This window comes from Streptomyces sp. SCSIO ZS0520 (genome assembly GCF_025643355.1).
Classification (GTDB): Bacteria; Actinomycetota; Actinomycetes; order Streptomycetales; family Streptomycetaceae; genus Streptomyces; species Streptomyces physcomitrii.
In genome coordinates this window covers 1140312-1154636 of record NZ_CP092644.1, presented here as the reverse complement: position 1 = coordinate 1154636, position 14325 = coordinate 1140312, and the positions used below count along the sequence as shown (strand labels likewise).

Annotated in this window: 13 protein-coding genes; 11 read left to right on the top strand and 2 right to left on the bottom strand. The window is 72.9% G+C overall.

Going from position 1 to position 14325, the window contains the following annotated elements; genetic code table 11:
• The first annotated feature begins 38 nt into the window (after positions 1-38).
• The 5 genes from MID12_RS03860 to MID12_RS03840 all read left to right on the top strand — a co-directional run bounded on the left by MID12_RS03860 (position 39) and on the right by MID12_RS03840 (position 5241).
• On the top strand, positions 39-1100 hold the full coding sequence (locus MID12_RS03860; protein WP_263164891.1) for an ABC transporter substrate-binding protein: 1062 nt from the start codon (positions 39-41) through the stop codon (positions 1098-1100).
• Complete coding sequence (locus MID12_RS03855; RefSeq protein WP_263164889.1) at positions 1097-2005, top strand: ABC transporter permease; 909 nt, start codon at positions 1097-1099, stop codon at positions 2003-2005. Before MID12_RS03860 ends, MID12_RS03855 begins: the two co-directional genes overlap by 4 nt.
• Positions 1981-2742 (top strand): ABC transporter ATP-binding protein, encoded by a 762-nt coding sequence (locus MID12_RS03850; protein WP_040246718.1) that lies wholly within the window; start codon positions 1981-1983, stop codon positions 2740-2742. The genes MID12_RS03855 and MID12_RS03850 overlap by 25 nt, the downstream gene beginning before the upstream one ends.
• Positions 2735-4111: an LLM class flavin-dependent oxidoreductase gene (locus tag MID12_RS03845; protein ID WP_263164886.1), complete on the top strand. Its 1377-nt coding sequence runs from the start codon at positions 2735-2737 to the stop codon at positions 4109-4111. Before MID12_RS03850 ends, MID12_RS03845 begins: the two co-directional genes overlap by 8 nt.
• Before the next feature lie 92 nt (positions 4112-4203).
• Positions 4204-5241, top strand: a complete 1038-nt coding sequence (locus tag MID12_RS03840) for an aldo/keto reductase (protein ID WP_263164884.1) — start codon at positions 4204-4206, stop codon at positions 5239-5241.
• 53 nt (positions 5242-5294) lie between these two features.
• On the opposite strand, the gene MID12_RS03835 is transcribed toward MID12_RS03840, so the two are convergent.
• The gene (locus MID12_RS03835) at positions 5295-6101 is read right to left on the bottom strand and encodes a maleylpyruvate isomerase family mycothiol-dependent enzyme (protein ID WP_263164882.1); all 807 of its coding nucleotides are present in this window, start codon (positions 6099-6101) and stop codon (positions 5295-5297) included.
• Positions 6102-6334: 233 nt separating this feature from the next.
• On the opposite strand from MID12_RS03835, the gene MID12_RS03830 reads away from it, so the two are divergent.
• From MID12_RS03830 to MID12_RS03810, 5 genes are all read left to right on the top strand, one after another.
• Entirely contained in the window at positions 6335-6514 is a 180-nt protein-coding gene (locus tag MID12_RS03830; protein WP_263164880.1) for a hypothetical protein, read from the top strand.
• A gap of 85 nt (positions 6515-6599) precedes the next feature.
• On the top strand, positions 6600-7625 hold the full coding sequence (locus tag MID12_RS03825) for an acyl-CoA dehydrogenase (protein ID WP_263164878.1): 1026 nt from the start codon (positions 6600-6602) through the stop codon (positions 7623-7625).
• The gene (locus tag MID12_RS03820; RefSeq protein ID WP_040246708.1) at positions 7622-8407 is read left to right on the top strand and encodes a PIG-L deacetylase family protein; all 786 of its coding nucleotides are present in this window, start codon (positions 7622-7624) and stop codon (positions 8405-8407) included. The genes MID12_RS03825 and MID12_RS03820 overlap by 4 nt, the downstream gene beginning before the upstream one ends.
• The gene (locus MID12_RS03815) at positions 8407-9030 is read left to right on the top strand and encodes a class I SAM-dependent DNA methyltransferase (RefSeq protein ID WP_263164875.1); all 624 of its coding nucleotides are present in this window, start codon (positions 8407-8409) and stop codon (positions 9028-9030) included. The genes MID12_RS03820 and MID12_RS03815 overlap by 1 nt, the downstream gene beginning before the upstream one ends.
• Positions 9027-9761, top strand: coding sequence for a glycosyltransferase (locus tag MID12_RS03810; RefSeq protein WP_263164873.1), 735 nt, complete (start codon positions 9027-9029; stop codon positions 9759-9761). Before MID12_RS03815 ends, MID12_RS03810 begins: the two co-directional genes overlap by 4 nt.
• A 133-nt stretch (positions 9762-9894) precedes the next feature.
• On the opposite strand, the gene MID12_RS03805 is transcribed toward MID12_RS03810, so the two are convergent.
• On the bottom strand, positions 9895-11175 hold the full coding sequence (locus MID12_RS03805; RefSeq protein ID WP_263164871.1) for a cation:proton antiporter: 1281 nt from the start codon (positions 11173-11175) through the stop codon (positions 9895-9897).
• A 1168-nt stretch (positions 11176-12343) separates the two neighbouring features.
• On the opposite strand from MID12_RS03805, the gene MID12_RS03800 reads away from it, so the two are divergent.
• Entirely contained in the window at positions 12344-14224 is a 1881-nt protein-coding gene (locus MID12_RS03800) for an AfsR/SARP family transcriptional regulator (protein WP_263164869.1), read from the top strand.
• The last annotated feature ends 101 nt before the right edge of the window (positions 14225-14325 follow it).

The window sequence follows — 14325 nt, the reverse complement described above, 5'->3', positions numbered from 1 at the left end:
GCTCCCCTTCCCCCTTCTCCTTTTCCCCAGGAATTCCCATGCCTCCTCTGAACTCCGCGCCCCTCGCCCGCCGTTCCTTTCTCACCCTCGCGGGCGGTGCGCTTGTCTCCCTTTCCGCCTGCGCCCCGGCGACCCAGAACGCGGCCAGTGAGAAGCCCCTCGGCAAACTCCCGACGGGAGATCCGCCGCCCGGCACCAGACTCACCGTCGCGGTACGCACCGCGCGCCTCCAACTCGGCCCCGCGGGGCTGGCGAAGGAACTCAAGTTCACGGTCCCCGAGTGGCCGAACCTCTCCGCGGGGCCGGATATTATCCAGGGTTTCCGCGCCCATTCCATCGACCTCGCCGGAAACGCCGGTATTCCGCCCATCCAGGCCGAGGTGATAGGCGTCGGGGCGAAGATCGTGGCCGTACAGGAACGCCATCACCCCACCTACGTCTTCGCCACCGCACCCGGCTCCGGCATCCGCGAGGTGAGCGGATTCCGGGGCAGGAAGATCGCCTTCTCGCAGGGGCAGGCCCAGGGCGTCGTGGTGCTGCGCGCCCTGAAGAAGGCCGGTATCGGCTACCAGGACGTCGAGCTGGTCCCGCTGCCGAGCACCCAGTTCCTCACCGCCCTGCAGTCGAAGCAGGTCGATGTGGCGCCGCTCAGCGAGCCGACCCTGACCAAGTACCTGAGCCAGTACGCGAAGGACGGCGCCCGCCCGGTCCGTACCGACGTCGTCGACCTGCTGTCCGTGCTGTGGGCGCCCACCTCCGTACTGGAGGACGAGGCGAAGGCCGCGGCGGTGCGCAACTTCGTACCGCTGTGGGCCCGCGGCCAGGTCTGGGCCTGGGAGAACACCGACGAGTGGATCGACACCTACTACGTCAAGGACCAGGGCGTGACCCGCGCCGACGGCGAACGCATCGTCAAGTCGCTGCGCAAGCCCCGGTTCCCGGTCAGCTGGGACCGGGCGATCGCCTGGGAGCAGGAGACCGCCGACCTGCTCACCGAGGGCGGCTTCGTGCCCAGGACCGAGGTCACCGACCTCTTCGACCGCCGTTTCGAGGGCCTCGCCGCCAAGGCCGTCCCCGCCGCGTACCAGGAGACCCGATGAGCGAGACACTGTCCCGCGCCCGTACGGCCACGGCGCCGCCCGGCACCCCGGGAGCGCCGCCCCGCGGGGCGGCCGACCGGCCCGCGCCGCCCGGTTCCGGCGCCGCCCCCGCCCGCCAGGGGCACCGACCCCGCCGCCTCGGCCCGGGGCGGGCCGTCCCCTTCGGGCGCCTGATCGGCCCGGTGCTCCTGGTCGCCGTCTGGTGGCTGGCCTCCGTGCTCGGCTACCTCGACCCGCGCATCCTCTCCGGCCCGGGCACCGTCCTGTCCACCGCCTCCGACCTGGTGTCCACCGGGCGGCTCCAGGACAACGCCCTGGCCTCCCTGCAACGGGCCGCGCTGGGGCTGCTCTTCGGCGTCCTCGCCGGGGTGCTGCTCGCCGTGGTGGCGGGGCTCAGCCGCAGCGGTGAGTACCTGGTCGACGGGCCGCTCCAGATCAAGCGGGCGATCCCCTCGCTGGCCCTGCTGCCGCTGCTGATCCTCTGGCTCGGCATCGGCGAGCAGATGAAGGTCACCGTCATCGCCCTCGGTGTCGCGGTCAACGTCTACATCAACACCTACGCGGCCCTCACCGGCATCGACGGCCGCCATGTCCAGCTCGCCGAGAGCCTGCGGCTGGGCCGCTGGACCTTCCTGCGCAAGGTCGTCGCGCCCGGCGCGCTGCCCGGCTTCTTCGTCGGGCTGCGGCTCGGGGTGACCTCGGCCTTCCTCGGCCTGATCGTGGTCGAGCAGGTCAACGCCACCAGCGGCATCGGCTACATGATGTTCCAGGCCCAGCAGTACGCGCAGTCCGATGTGATCATCGTCGGCCTGGTCGCCTACGGCATCTTCGGCTACGCCTCCGACGCCCTCGTCCGCATCATCGAGAGGAGGGCCCTGTCATGGCGGCACACCCTGGCCCGCTGACCGCGGCACCGCCCGCCCTGCGCACCCGCCGACTGGTCCGCCGCTTCGGCGAGCGCGAGGTGCTCCGGGAGATCGATCTGACCGTCGGCGCGGGGGAGTTCACCGCCCTCCTCGGCCGCAGCGGCTCCGGCAAGTCCACCCTGCTGCGGGCCCTGTCCGGCCTCGACCACGGGGTGCGGGGCTCCGGTGAACTCGCCGTGCCCGAGCGGGTGTCGCTCTCCTTCCAGGACTCGCGGCTGCTGCCCTGGCTGCGGGTGCTCGACAATGTCGTCCTCGGTCTCGGCGGCCGGCAGGCCGAGGACCGCGGCCGCAAGGCCCTCGCCGAGGTCGGCCTCGCGGGCCGCGAACGCTCCTGGCCGCACGAGCTGTCCGGCGGCGAGCAGCAGCGCGCCGCGCTCGCCCGCGCCCTGGTCCGCGAGCCCGAACTCCTGCTGGCCGACGAGCCGTTCGGCGCCCTGGACGCCCTCACCCGGATCAAGATGCACGGGCTGCTGCGGGAGTTGTACGAACGCCACCGGCCCGCCGTGCTCCTGGTCACCCACGACGTCGACGAGGCGGTGGAACTCGCCGACCGGGTCCTGGTCCTGGAGGAGGGCCGGATCGCCGTCGACCTCGCCGTCGACCTGCCCACCCCGCGCAGCCGCCGCGCACCCCGCTTCCAGGAGTACCGCGACCGCCTGCTCACCGCGCTCGGCGTGCACCCCGAGCCCGTACCTTCGGAGAAGAACGATGCCTGAGCGCAAGCCGCTGCACCTGAACGCCTTTTTGATGTCGGTCGGCCACCACGAGGCGGCCTGGCGGCTGCCGCAGAGCCCGGCCTCCGGCGGCACCGACCTCGACCACTACACGAACCTCGCCCGGATCGCCGAACGCGGCAAGCTGGACTCGCTGTTCCTCGCCGACAGCCCCGTGCTGCAGGGCGACCCCGGGCGCCGCCCGGTCAGCAAGCTGGAGCCGACCGTCCTGCTCACCGCGCTCGCCGGGGCCACCAGCCGCATCGGCCTCATCGCGACCGCCTCCACCAGCTACAACGAGCCCTACAACCTGGCCCGCCGCTTCGCCTCCCTCGACCATGTCTCGGGCGGCCGGGCGGGCTGGAACATCGTCACCACCGCCGGTGCCGACGCCGCCCGCAACTTCGGCCTCGACGACACCCCGCAGCACCACGCCCGCTATCTGCGCGCCGCCGAGTTCGTCGAGGTCGCCACCAAGCTCTGGGACACCTGGGCCGACGACGCGGTCCTCGCCGACAAGGAGAGCGGGGTCTTCGCCAGCGCCGAGCGGGTGCGCGCCATCCGGCACCAGGGCACGTACTTCCGGGTCGACGGACCGCTGAACGTGCGGCGCTCCCCGCAGGGCTATCCGCTGCTCGTCCAGGCCGGATCCAGCGAGGACGGCAAGGAGTTCGCCGCCCGCTACGCGGAGGCCGTCTTCACCGCGCAGCAGACCCTTGAGGAGGGCATCGCCTTCTACAAGGACGTCAAGCAGCGCGCCGAAGCCCTCGGCCGCAGCCCCGAGGGCATCAAGATCCTGCCCGGGATCGTCCCCGTCATCGGCGAGACCGAGGCCGAGGCCCGCGAACTCGACGCGGAACTCGACCGGTTGATCGTCCCCGAGTACGCCAAGCGGCAGCTCGCCGAGCGGCTGCGGATCGCCCCCGAGGACCTCCACCTCGACGAGGAACTGCCCGAGGACATCCCCACCGAGGACGAGATCGAGGGCGCCAAGAGCCGCTACACCCTGGTCGTCGAACTCGCCCGCCGGGAGCGCCTGACCGTCCGCGAACTCATCGGCCGCCTCGGCGGCGGGCGCGGCCACCGCACCTTCGCGGGCACCGCCGAGCAGGTCGCCGACACCATCGAGCACTGGTACGACAGCGGCGCCGCCGACGGCTTCAACATCATGCCCGCCGTGCTGCCCTCGGGCCTGGAGGTCTTCGTCGACCGGGTGGTGCCGATCCTCCAGGAGCGCGGACTCTTCCGCACCGAGTACGAGGGCAGCACCCTGCGCGAGCACTACGGACTGCCGCGCCCGGCCAACCGGCTCTTCGAGGACGTCGACCGGAGCGAGGGCCACCTCGGCATCGGCCTGGCGGCGGCCACCTGAGCCGCTGTACGCCCGGCGGGAAGACCCCGGCCGCCCCCACCCGCGCGCCCCGCCGTCCCCGCCAACTCGCCTCTCACCACCAGGAGTTCACGATGACCGCCTACCGCCCCCTCGGACGTACCGGCGTCCAGGTCAGCCCCCTGTGCCTGGGGACGATGATGTTCGGCGCCCGGGGCAACCGGGACCACGAGGACAGCGTGCGCATCATCCGGCGCGCCCTGGACGCGGGCATCAACTTCGTCGACACCGCCGACGTCTACTCGACCGGGGAGTCCGAGACCATCGTCGGCAAGGCGCTCGCCGGAGGCCGCCGGGACGACGTCGTGCTGGCCACCAAGTTCCACGGCGCGCTCGGCGAGGACGTCAACGCGCGGGGGAACTCCCGGCGTTGGATCATCCGGGAGGTGGAGAACAGCCTGCGCCGCCTCGGCACCGACTGGATCGACCTCTACCAGGTGCACCGGCCCGAGCCCGGCACCGACTTCGACGAGACCCTGGGCGCCCTGTCCGACCTGGTCCACCAGGGCAAGATCCGCTACATCGGCACCTCCACCTTCGAGCCCTCCGCGATCGTCGAGGGCCAGTGGATCGCCGAACGCCGGGGCCGGGAGCGCGTGGTGACCGAGCAGCCCCCGTACTCGCTGCTCGCCCGCGGCATCGAACGCGAGGTGCTGCCCCTCGCCCAGCGCTACGGACTCGGCGTACTGTCCTGGAGCCCGCTGGCCGGCGGCTGGCTCTCCGGGCGCTTCCGCGAGGGCGCCGCACAGCCCCGGGTCACCCGCGCCGACCGCCAGCCGGAGCGCTTCGACGTGAGCGCGGCGGAGAACCGGGCCAAGCTGGCGGCGGCGGAAGCCCTCGCCCAGCTCGCCGAGAAGGCCGGGCTCACCCTGGTGCAGCTCGCCCTGGCCTTCGTCCTCGAACACCCGGCGGTCACCTCGGCCATCATCGGGCCGCGCACCTTCGAGCAGCTCGAAAGCCAGCTCGGCGCCGACGCCCTCACCCTCGGCCCGGAGATCCTCGACGCGATCGACGCCATCGTGCCACCGGGCACCAACCTCTCGGCCCGGGACGCCGGTTACCGGCCCGCGGTGCTCGACGATCCCGCGCTGCGGCGGCGTTCCCGCGGCTGAGCGGTCCCCTCCGGGCGGCGCGGGACCACGCCGCCCGGAGGGCCGTCCTCCTCTCAGGCCCGCAGCCAGAAGCCCGCGCACTCCAGCCAGAGGTCGAGCAGCCCCGCGTCACCGCGGATCTCGACCCCCTCGTCCGCGGCGGTGCGCCGCCGGTACAGGAGCAGCGCGAGATCGGCCACCGGGGCGGTCACGGTGACGGCGGCCTCCCGTGCGGAATCCTCCGCCGCGGGGCGGCAGAGGACCGCCTCCCCGGTGAGGTCGACCAGCCACCGGACCGGGGTGCCGGTGCCGGTTCCGTGGAAGTACAGCCGGCGGCCGGGCCCCAGCAGGGGCGGCAGTCCGGGCTGGGGTTCGAGGACCTCCGGCACGGTGCCGAAGCCCATCCACTCCTCGACCGCGTCGGCGGCCAGCTCCTCGTCCAGCGTGAACTCCACGCCCAGCGCCCCGCAGGCGTCGGCCCGGTGCACCACCGTCTCGTACAGCATCCGGCGGGCCCAGAAGTCGGTGGTGCCCTCCGGCCCGGGGCTCCACACCGGTGTCCCGGGCCCGGCGTCGCGCAGCGCCTCCGCCAGCCCGGCCGCGCCCTCGGCGAGCCAGGCGTCCAGCTTCCCGGGATCGGCCTCGGTGTACGCGGAGACGTCGTTGACCAGGTCCTCCGAGACCGGCTCGGTGGTCCGGCTGCGGACCACGGACCCGGCCCAGTGGTGCGCCCCGCCGACATGGCCGAGGAGCTGGCCGAGGTGCCAGCCGGGGCAGCTGGGCACCGGCACCCGGAGGTCCGCCCCCTGCGCGTGCGACCGCAACAGGTCGGTCTGCACGCCGAGTTCGGCGAGGCGGCGGTCGTAGCTCAGCACAGTCATGAGGTGATCGTAGTCCGGCGGGCGCGGGCGCCTCGGGCCGTTGTCCTTCGAAGGCTGCCCCGCCCCTGGTCGGGTCGGCCTGTGCCCCGCCCGGTGGGAGATGTGTGGCAAGCGGCCGAGCGGGCACCCGGCCTTCGCTCACCCACGGTCCACATAGGGCCAAGATCCTCCATGAGGGCCTGCACAGGGCAAATCCAGGGCCCCGAGCGGTTCCGGAAGAGGGAGAAGAACCAGTGTCCAGCTTCGATGGTTCCCAGTCCGCAGAGCAGCACGAGGAGGAGGGAGTGGACAAGAAGCCGGAGCCCCGTGAGGCGCACCGGGAGCGGGAGGAGGGCCGCGCTCCGCGGGGTGAGGACGATGTCGTCACCGAGGATGCGGAGAGCGCGGCCGAAGGCGAGGGGATGGAGCCGTAGCCGTCCGAAGGCAGAGCCTCGGCCCCGCCCGCGTGAGGTACGCGCCCGGGCGTCGACGACCGATCAGGAAAGGGGCGCTGAAGCGGTGAAAGCTGCGAGGAGCGACCACGAGTCGCCCGATGGCCGTCGCCTGCGGAGTGCCGCCTCCGCGAGGTTCGCCGCCTGGGTGGAGGGCGAGGCCCGTCAGATGCCGCTGCCCGGGTCGGGCGCGACGCGGGAGCGCTTCGCCCTCCTGCAGGGTCTCGGTCGCGCGGACCTCTCCCTGACCCGGCTGGCCGAAGGCCACGCCGACGCGACAGCGATCCTCCATGAGCTGGGCGCACCTCCGCCCGCGCCGCAGGAGCGCTGGGGTGTCTGGGCGGCCCAGCCTCCCGGCGCGGTCCTCAAGGCCACGCCGGAAGGGACGGGCGCGTGGCGCCTGGACGGGGTCAAGGCCTTCTGCTCCGGCGCCGGCAGTTGCACGCATGCCCTGGTGACGGCCGAGACCGATGCGGGACGACGGCTCTTCGCCGTGGGTACCGAGCACCCCGGCTGTGCGGCGGTGGCGGGGTCCTGGCAGGCGGTGGGCATGGCCGGCAGCGACACACCCGACGTGGTCTTCGACGCGGTGCCCGCCCTCCCCGTCGGTGAGGTGGACGCCTATACGCACCGCCCGGGTTTCTGGCACGGCGGTGTCGGGGTGGCCGCCTGCTGGCTCGGTGGAGCACGCGGTGTCGCCGACACGTTGCTGCGCTCCGTACGGCGGCGTGAGCCCGACCAGCTGACAGCCGCGCATCTGGGCGCGGTCGACACCGCCCTGTACAGCGCCGAGTGCGTCCTGGAGACCGCGGCGGCCGAGATCGACGCCGACCCCGCGGACGCCGGCGCGGGGGCGCTCGTACGCGCGGCCAGGACCCGGGCGGTGGTGGCCGATGTCTGTGCGCGGGTACTGGACGAGGTCGGACGGGCTCTGGGCGCCGGGCCCCTGTGCCACGACGGTGAGCACGCCCAGCGGGTCGCGGACCTGGGCGTGTACATCCGCCAGCACCACGCGGAACGTGACCTCGCAGCGCTGGGGTCCGCGCTGGCCGCAGACGGCGACCGGTCGGGCAGCCCGGGACGGGCACGATGAGCGAGCCGAAGACCCGCCCCGGCGACCGCGAACGGGCAGCCGCGGCCATCGGCGCGGAGGGCACCGGTGAGGAGCTGTGGGCCTCCTGGCCGAACCCGGACCGCTGGCCGGAGCCGCTGCTGCCGGACGGCCCCGTCCTCCTCGTGGCCGCACACCCCGATGACGAAGTCCTCGGATTCGGCGGCACGCTGGCACAGCTCACCCCCACCCGCGAGGTCCATGTCCTCACCCTGACCGACGGGGAGGCCTCTCATCCGGGCAGCCGGCTGATGCCGCCTCCCACGCTGGCCCGGGCCCGCAGGAAGGAGCTGGCCGAGGCACTGGACATCCTCGGCGTGGAGCCTGCGGCGCGCCACCGGCTCGGGCTGCCGGACACCCGGCTCGGTGCGCACGAGACCACGGCCACCGAGCGGATCGGGGAACTGCTCCACGCCATCGGGGCACCTCTGTGCGTGGCGCCCTGGAGAGGCGATCTGCACGCCGACCACGAGGCGGCCGGCCGGGCGGCCCGCTCGGCCGCGGCCGCGGCCGGTGCCGACCTGTGGCAGTACCCGATCTGGATGTGGCACTGGGCGGGTCCGGACGACGAGCGGGTGCCCTGGCAGGCCTGCGGGCGTCTGCCGCTGACCGCCGAAGCGCGCATCCGCAAGGACCGGGCCCTGCGCTGCTTCCGCACCCAGACCGCGCCGCTGGCCGACCACGCCGCCGTGATCCTCCCGCCGGGAGAACTCGCCCATCACCAGCGTTCCTTCGAGACCGTGATCACCGAGAGGGACGCCTGATGAACACTCCCACGCCCGGTACGTACTTCGACGCGATGTACGCCCGCGCCGCGGACCCCTGGGACCTCGCCGGACGCTGGTACGAACAGCGCAAGTACGCGCTGACCCTGGCCGCCCTGCCGCGTCCGCGCTATCGGCGCGCCTTCGAACCGGGCTGCTCGGTCGGGGTCCTGACCCGGCTGCTGGCCGACCGCTGCGACTCGGTGCTCGCCTGCGACCGGGTCCCGCGCGCGGTCGAGGAGGCGGCCGCGCGCAACCGCGACCTCCCTCACGTCCGCACCGAGCACCTCGTCGTCCCGGAGCAGTGGCCCGAGGGAACCTTCGACCTGGTGGTGCTGTCCGAACTCCTCTACTACTTCGACGAGGACGGGCTGCGGGACATCCTCGACCGCACCGTGCAGGGTCTGGAGCCCGGGGGCACCCTCGTGACCGTTCACTGGGACCACCCGGTCGCCGAACACCGCCTCACCGGCTCCCGGCTCGTGTCCAGCCTGCGGCAGACGCCCGGGCTGATCGAAGGATGCGGATTCCGCGACCCCGACTTCGTCCTGCAGACCTTCACCCGCCCGCTGCCGGACGGGACGCTGCCGCCGACTCCCGCGGCCGCCGAGGGACTGCTGTGACCACCGTGATCGACGCCGTCGTCGTCGCCATCCCCGCCCACAACGAGGCAGCCACCCTCCCCGAGACCCTCCGTACCCTCAGGCAGGCGCAGGAGCGCTGCCGACGCGACCTCCCCATCGCGCCCCCGCTGACGCTGGTGGTGGCCGCCGACTCCTGCACCGACACCTCCAGAGCCGTCGCGGAGAGCTTCGGCGCCGAAGTGGTGGAGATCGCCGAGCGTTCCGCGGGCGGAGCCCGGGCCGCCGCCGTGTCCCGGGGCCTGGACTCCTGCGGCGCGCCTGTGGAGGCCACGTGGATCGCCACCACCGACGCCGACTGCCGCGTCCACCCCTCCTGGCTGGTGCACCAGCTCACCTGCGCCCGCAGGAACTGGCAGTGCGTGCTCGGCACCGTCCGGCTCTCCGCCACGCCGCCGGTGAAACCGGCCGTGCGCGCACTGCACGACGCCCACTACTTCGCCGGCCGCACCGGCCCCCGCTGGCACCATCCGCACGTCCACGGCGCCAACTTCGGCATCCGCGCCGACACCTACCTGCGGGCAGGAGGCTTCCCCACCGTCCCCCACGGCGAAGACCGCGCACTCGTCGACGCCCTGCCCCCTCGCACGCGCATCCTGCGCACCGACGCCTGTCCCGTGATGACCTCGGGCCGCACGACTCACCGGGCACCCCACGGCTTCGGTGCCTTCCTGCACCGCCTGGACCAGGACCATCCGAAGGCGGAGCGGTAGCCAAGAGAGCCGCCGACCTGGCCGAAGTACCGCCGTGGCACCGCATCCAAGGCCTGACCGGCGGGGTGAGGGCCCTTGCCGAGGGCCGACGTCAGGTCGGGCATCGCGTGTACCCGCCCGGCTCGCGCCCGGACTACGGCTGTTCGGTCTCGAGGTGCCGCCGGCGGTCCCAGCGGTCGAGCCATGCCACCACCGGGGCCGCCGCGACACCGTGCAGGAAGACGGACACGACGACGGTGAACGTGACCACCGCCCACAACTGCCCGGCCTCGACCGCGAATTCACCGTGCCCCAAGGCATAGGCGAGGTAGAAGAACGAGCCGATGCCCCGGATCCCGAAGACAGCGGTCACCAGCCGCGCCGAGGGAGCACGGGTACCCGGCGGCTGCGCGAGGTATCCGATGAGGGGCCGGATGACCAGCAGGAGCAGCATCGCGAGCAGTGCGCCGCGCCAGGTCAGTGCCGAGAGGCCGCCCTGGGCGACGAAGCCGCCGACCAGGAAGAGCAGCGCCCCGGTGAGGAGCCGCTCGATCTGGTCCATGAAGGAGTGCATGACGCGGTGGTAGCCGTGGGGGCGTTCGGCCGCCCGGATCGTGACGGCCGTCGCGAAGACGGCGAGGAAGCCGTAGCCGTGCAGCAGTTCGGTCAGCCCGTACGAGACGGCGGCGGTGGCCAGGGCGACGAAGCCCTCACTGTGCTCGGACAGGCGCAGCGACTCGTTGCGCGCCCGGAAGAAGAGCCGGCCCAGGAGCCGTCCCAGGACGATGCCCACGGCCACTCCCACCGTAAGGCGCAGGAGCACCTCGACCAGGGCCCAGTGCCACAGCCATGATCCGGACCAGCCGGTGAGGGAGGCGGCGGACAGGGCGAGAGCCGCCATGACGAAGGGGAAGGCGAGCCCGTCGTTGAGGCCTGCTTCGCTGGTGAGGGCGAACCGCACCTCGTCCTCGTCGTACTGCGCATCGGTCGGCTCCCCGACCCGCACTTCACCGGCCAGGACGGGATCGGTGGGCGCCAGGACCGCCGCCACGAGGAGCGCGACCGCCGGTGCCCAGCCGAGCAGCGTCCAGCCGGCCAGTGCCGTGGCCAGGATGGTCAGGGGCATGGCCAGACCCAGAAGCCACCAGGTGGTGGACCAGGAACGCCTGCCGAAGGGGCGATTGATGGCCAGTCCCGCGCCCATGAGGGCGACGACCACACAGATCTCCGTCAGGTGCTGCACGGTGGTGCCGGAGCCGACGGGATCGAGGTCGGGCAGCAGGTCGAACGGGAGCAGGAAGACGGCGAATCCGAGGGCCAGAAAGATCATGGGCGCCGAGAGCGGTCTGCGGGCCACGATCCTCGGCAGCACCGCGGCTCCCAGAGCACCCAGCCCCAGGACCGCGTAGACCAGCCCGGTTCCCGACAGTTCCATCCAGCACGCCACTTCCCGGTCATGGGCGGTGAGAAGCATCGCGGCCCCGGTCGGCCCCGCGGCCGGGGAAGGCCCTTCCCTCCTGCTCCTCGTCCTCTCGTACCCGATGATCCACCGCGCACGCGACACCGGTCCCCACGACATGGACGCACCCCGAGCCGACCGAGGCGCGCTCTCTCGTACGGCTTCGCACGCGAGGCCGCCCGCCGACGGTGCGCCGCGGCGTCTCGTTTATCCAAGAGGCCTGCTGGGTAAAGGAGTTGGCGCCTTTTCTCTCGGCGGCTCCGAATGGTTCTCGCGGTCGCTATCGGTGACACGGGCGATGCCGACTGTGAACCGCGCGCACCTGTGACGGATACGTAAAGGCCGTGCGTTATTGCCCCGATTTTCACCGTCTTTGGCTCGGCTGCCGGGGTGCGGGTATGCGTCACTTTCGGGGCTTCGCGGAAGGTGCTCGCCCGCTCGGCGGCCGTCTCACACCATTGTCATTTCCCGCGCATGATCGTGCTGCCCCCGGCCTCTGCGGGGGGTAATTCCAGCCGCCCGGGGGAAAATGCTTTCCGGTTGAGTTGTCCGTTTCGCGTCCACCGCCTGTCCTGAAGCGGACCAGGTGGGGACGTGAAATGAATACTGCTCACCTTTTTCCCGGGGTGCCGTCGCCGTCGTTCCCCGGGTGCTCGGCCCGCGTCTGTAGTGCGCAGACGGGTGCGAGGGGGCGGATCCGCGCGGAGGGCGGTCGGCCCGAGGCCGGGTGTGCGGGCCGGGAGCGGGCGCTGCGCCGCGGGTCCCTGGAATCAAGTGGTCCGATTTGACTGGGAACCGATGGGTCGACTTATCGGAATCCACTGAATAGTATGCCCAACGGCTTTTGGCCACCGAACAGTTGTCCATACTCCGTGCTCACTGCGCACTTCCCGGAGTTGGTTTCGTGGTGGTCCTGTGTTCACCGTGATCTGTGAGCACAGGTCATTAACGCCGAGGTTCAAGGGGGGAACTCGCCGATGCGGTGCCGAACTGGGCGGTATCAGGGCGGAAGGAATCACTCCGGTGAATCCTTTTCCGGGAGTTCCGCCGGGGACCTGCCCGGCGGGGAGTGGCCGGTTCGCGGCCTTGTGCCCTTCGGTGGCTGTCGCTGTTCCGCACGCAGACATGACACGGAGTGCCGCCGATGCGGTTCCAGCTGCTAGGCCCGCTGAGCATCGCCAACGGTGACGAGACCGCCGTACTGAAGCCCTCCAAGCCCACCAGCCTGCTCGCGGCCCTGCTCCTGCACCCCAACTCGGTGGTGTCCACCGGCTATCTGCTGCGCGCCCTGTGGGACGAGGAGCAGCCCGCGACCGCACGGGCCGCGCTGCAGACCTGTGTGCTGCGGCTGCGGCGCATCTTCGCCAAGTACGGCATCGACGGCGCCGCCATCGAGTCGGTGCCCGGCGGCTACCGCATGCACGCCAGCGACCGGACCCTCGACCTGGTCCGCTTCCGCGCCCTGGCCGACACCCCCGCCGGGGAGGACGCCGAGGGCGAGCTGTACCGGCTCAAGGAGGCCCTCGCGCTCTGGCACGGGCCGCTCCTCGCCAATGTCGCCTCCCGGATGCTGCACCGCGACGCGCTGCCCGGCCTGGTCGAGGAGCGCCTGCGCGTCCTGGAGCGGGTCTGCGACCTCGAACTCGCCGCGGGGCAGTGCCGACAGGTCCTGGTCGACCTCTGGGACACCGTCCGCGACCACCCCGGGCGCGAACGTTTCGCCGAGCAGCTGATCGAGGCGCTCTACCGCACCGGCCGGCAGGCGGAGGCGCTCGCCGAGTACCGCGCGGTCAAGGAGCGGCTCCACGACGAGCTGGGCATCGACCCCGGCCCCGGGCTCCAGCGCCTGGAGCTCGCCATCCTGCGCGCCGAGGACCTCGGCCCGCTCAGCCCCGCACCCCGCGCCGCCCTGCCCGCCCCGGCCCGCGCCCAACTCACCGCCGCCGGAGACCCGTCGGCCGCCCTCGTCGGCGCCCCCGAGGAGCCCGCGCCCACCGGGGCCCGGCCCGCCCGCGTCGCGGCGACCGCCACCGCCCTCACCGTGCAGGTGCCCCGGACGGTCACCGCCGCGGTCCCGGCCGCCCCCGCGCCCCGGGCCGTGCCCGGCTTCACCGGACGCGTCCGCGAGCGCGCGGAGCTGGCGCGGCGGCTGCTCGCCGACGGCGGCGAAGGCGCCCTGGTCGTCGTCTCCGGGGCACCCGGCATCGGCAAGACCGCCCTCGCCCTGCAGACCGCCCACGAGGTGCGGGACTCCTTCCCCGGCGGGGTCACCGTGGTGACCATGTCCCGGCCGGACGGCTCCGTGCTCACCAGCGAGGAGGCCGCCGCCCAACTGCGGCCCGCCGAACCCGACACGGGCCGCCGCCTGCTCGTCCTGGACGACGTGGCCAGCGGCTGGCAGGTGCGCCCGCTGCTGCCCGCCCCCGAGGGCGCGGCGGTGCTCCTCACCAGCCGCCGCGGACTCGCCGCGGTGGTCGCCACCCACGGCGGCGCCGTGCACCGGCTGGACGTGCTGCCCGCCGCGGACTCCCGGAGCCTGCTCGCCGCACTCCTCGGCGAGGAGCGCACCGCCGCCGAGCCCCGCGCCACCGCCGAACTCGCCGAGCTGTGCGGGCACTTCCCGCTCGCCCTGCGCATCGCGGCGGCCCGCCTGCTCACCCGCCCCGGCCTGACCGTGGCGGCCTGCCTGGACTGGCTCGCCGGGAACCCGCCCGCCCGCCTCACCCTCGCCGAGGACCCGCGGCTCTCGGTGCCCGCCGTGCTCGGGCAGGCACTGGACGCCCTGGACCCCGAGGCCGGTGCCGCCTTCCTGCACCTGGGCGCGGAGGCGGACGGCGGCATCGTGCACCCGGCGGACGTACCGGAGCGCTTCGGCGACGCCGAGACCGTACTGGAACAGCTCGCCGAGGCCGGACTCCTCGAAGACGGCCCGCCCGGTCCTTACCGCATGCATTCTTTCCTTCAGCTCTACGCGCGTTGGCATCACCGTACGAAGTCAGCGGAGCCCGCCGCCGTACCGCACTGAACGGGAGAAGCCGCCGGCCGCGCCCCGGTCTCCGTACCGTCCGCCGCCCGGCCCCGCCCGACCGCACCGCTCGCCCGAACCGCTCCGATTCCGCAAACAGG

What these genes read in the sequence shown, in the direction of transcription:
- MID12_RS03815 (WP_263164875.1), top strand. Translation starts at nt 8,407, where the DNA reads ATGAACACTCCCACGCCCGGTACGTACTTCGACGCGATGTACGCCCGC.
- MID12_RS03855 (WP_263164889.1), top strand. Translation starts at nt 1,097, where the DNA reads ATGAGCGAGACACTGTCCCGCGCCCGTACGGCCACGGCGCCGCCCGGC.
- MID12_RS03835 (WP_263164882.1), bottom strand. Translation starts at nt 6,101, where the DNA reads ATGACTGTGCTGAGCTACGACCGCCGCCTCGCCGAACTCGGCGTGCAG.
- MID12_RS03850 (WP_040246718.1), top strand. Translation starts at nt 1,981, where the DNA reads ATGGCGGCACACCCTGGCCCGCTGACCGCGGCACCGCCCGCCCTGCGC.
- MID12_RS03840 (WP_263164884.1), top strand. Translation starts at nt 4,204, where the DNA reads ATGACCGCCTACCGCCCCCTCGGACGTACCGGCGTCCAGGTCAGCCCC.
- MID12_RS03860 (WP_263164891.1), top strand. Translation starts at nt 39, where the DNA reads ATGCCTCCTCTGAACTCCGCGCCCCTCGCCCGCCGTTCCTTTCTCACC.
- MID12_RS03820 (WP_040246708.1), top strand. Translation starts at nt 7,622, where the DNA reads ATGAGCGAGCCGAAGACCCGCCCCGGCGACCGCGAACGGGCAGCCGCG.
- MID12_RS03805 (WP_263164871.1), bottom strand. Translation starts at nt 11,175, where the DNA reads ATGGAACTGTCGGGAACCGGGCTGGTCTACGCGGTCCTGGGGCTGGGT.
- MID12_RS03845 (WP_263164886.1), top strand. Translation starts at nt 2,735, where the DNA reads ATGCCTGAGCGCAAGCCGCTGCACCTGAACGCCTTTTTGATGTCGGTC.
- MID12_RS03800 (WP_263164869.1), top strand. Translation starts at nt 12,344, where the DNA reads ATGCGGTTCCAGCTGCTAGGCCCGCTGAGCATCGCCAACGGTGACGAG.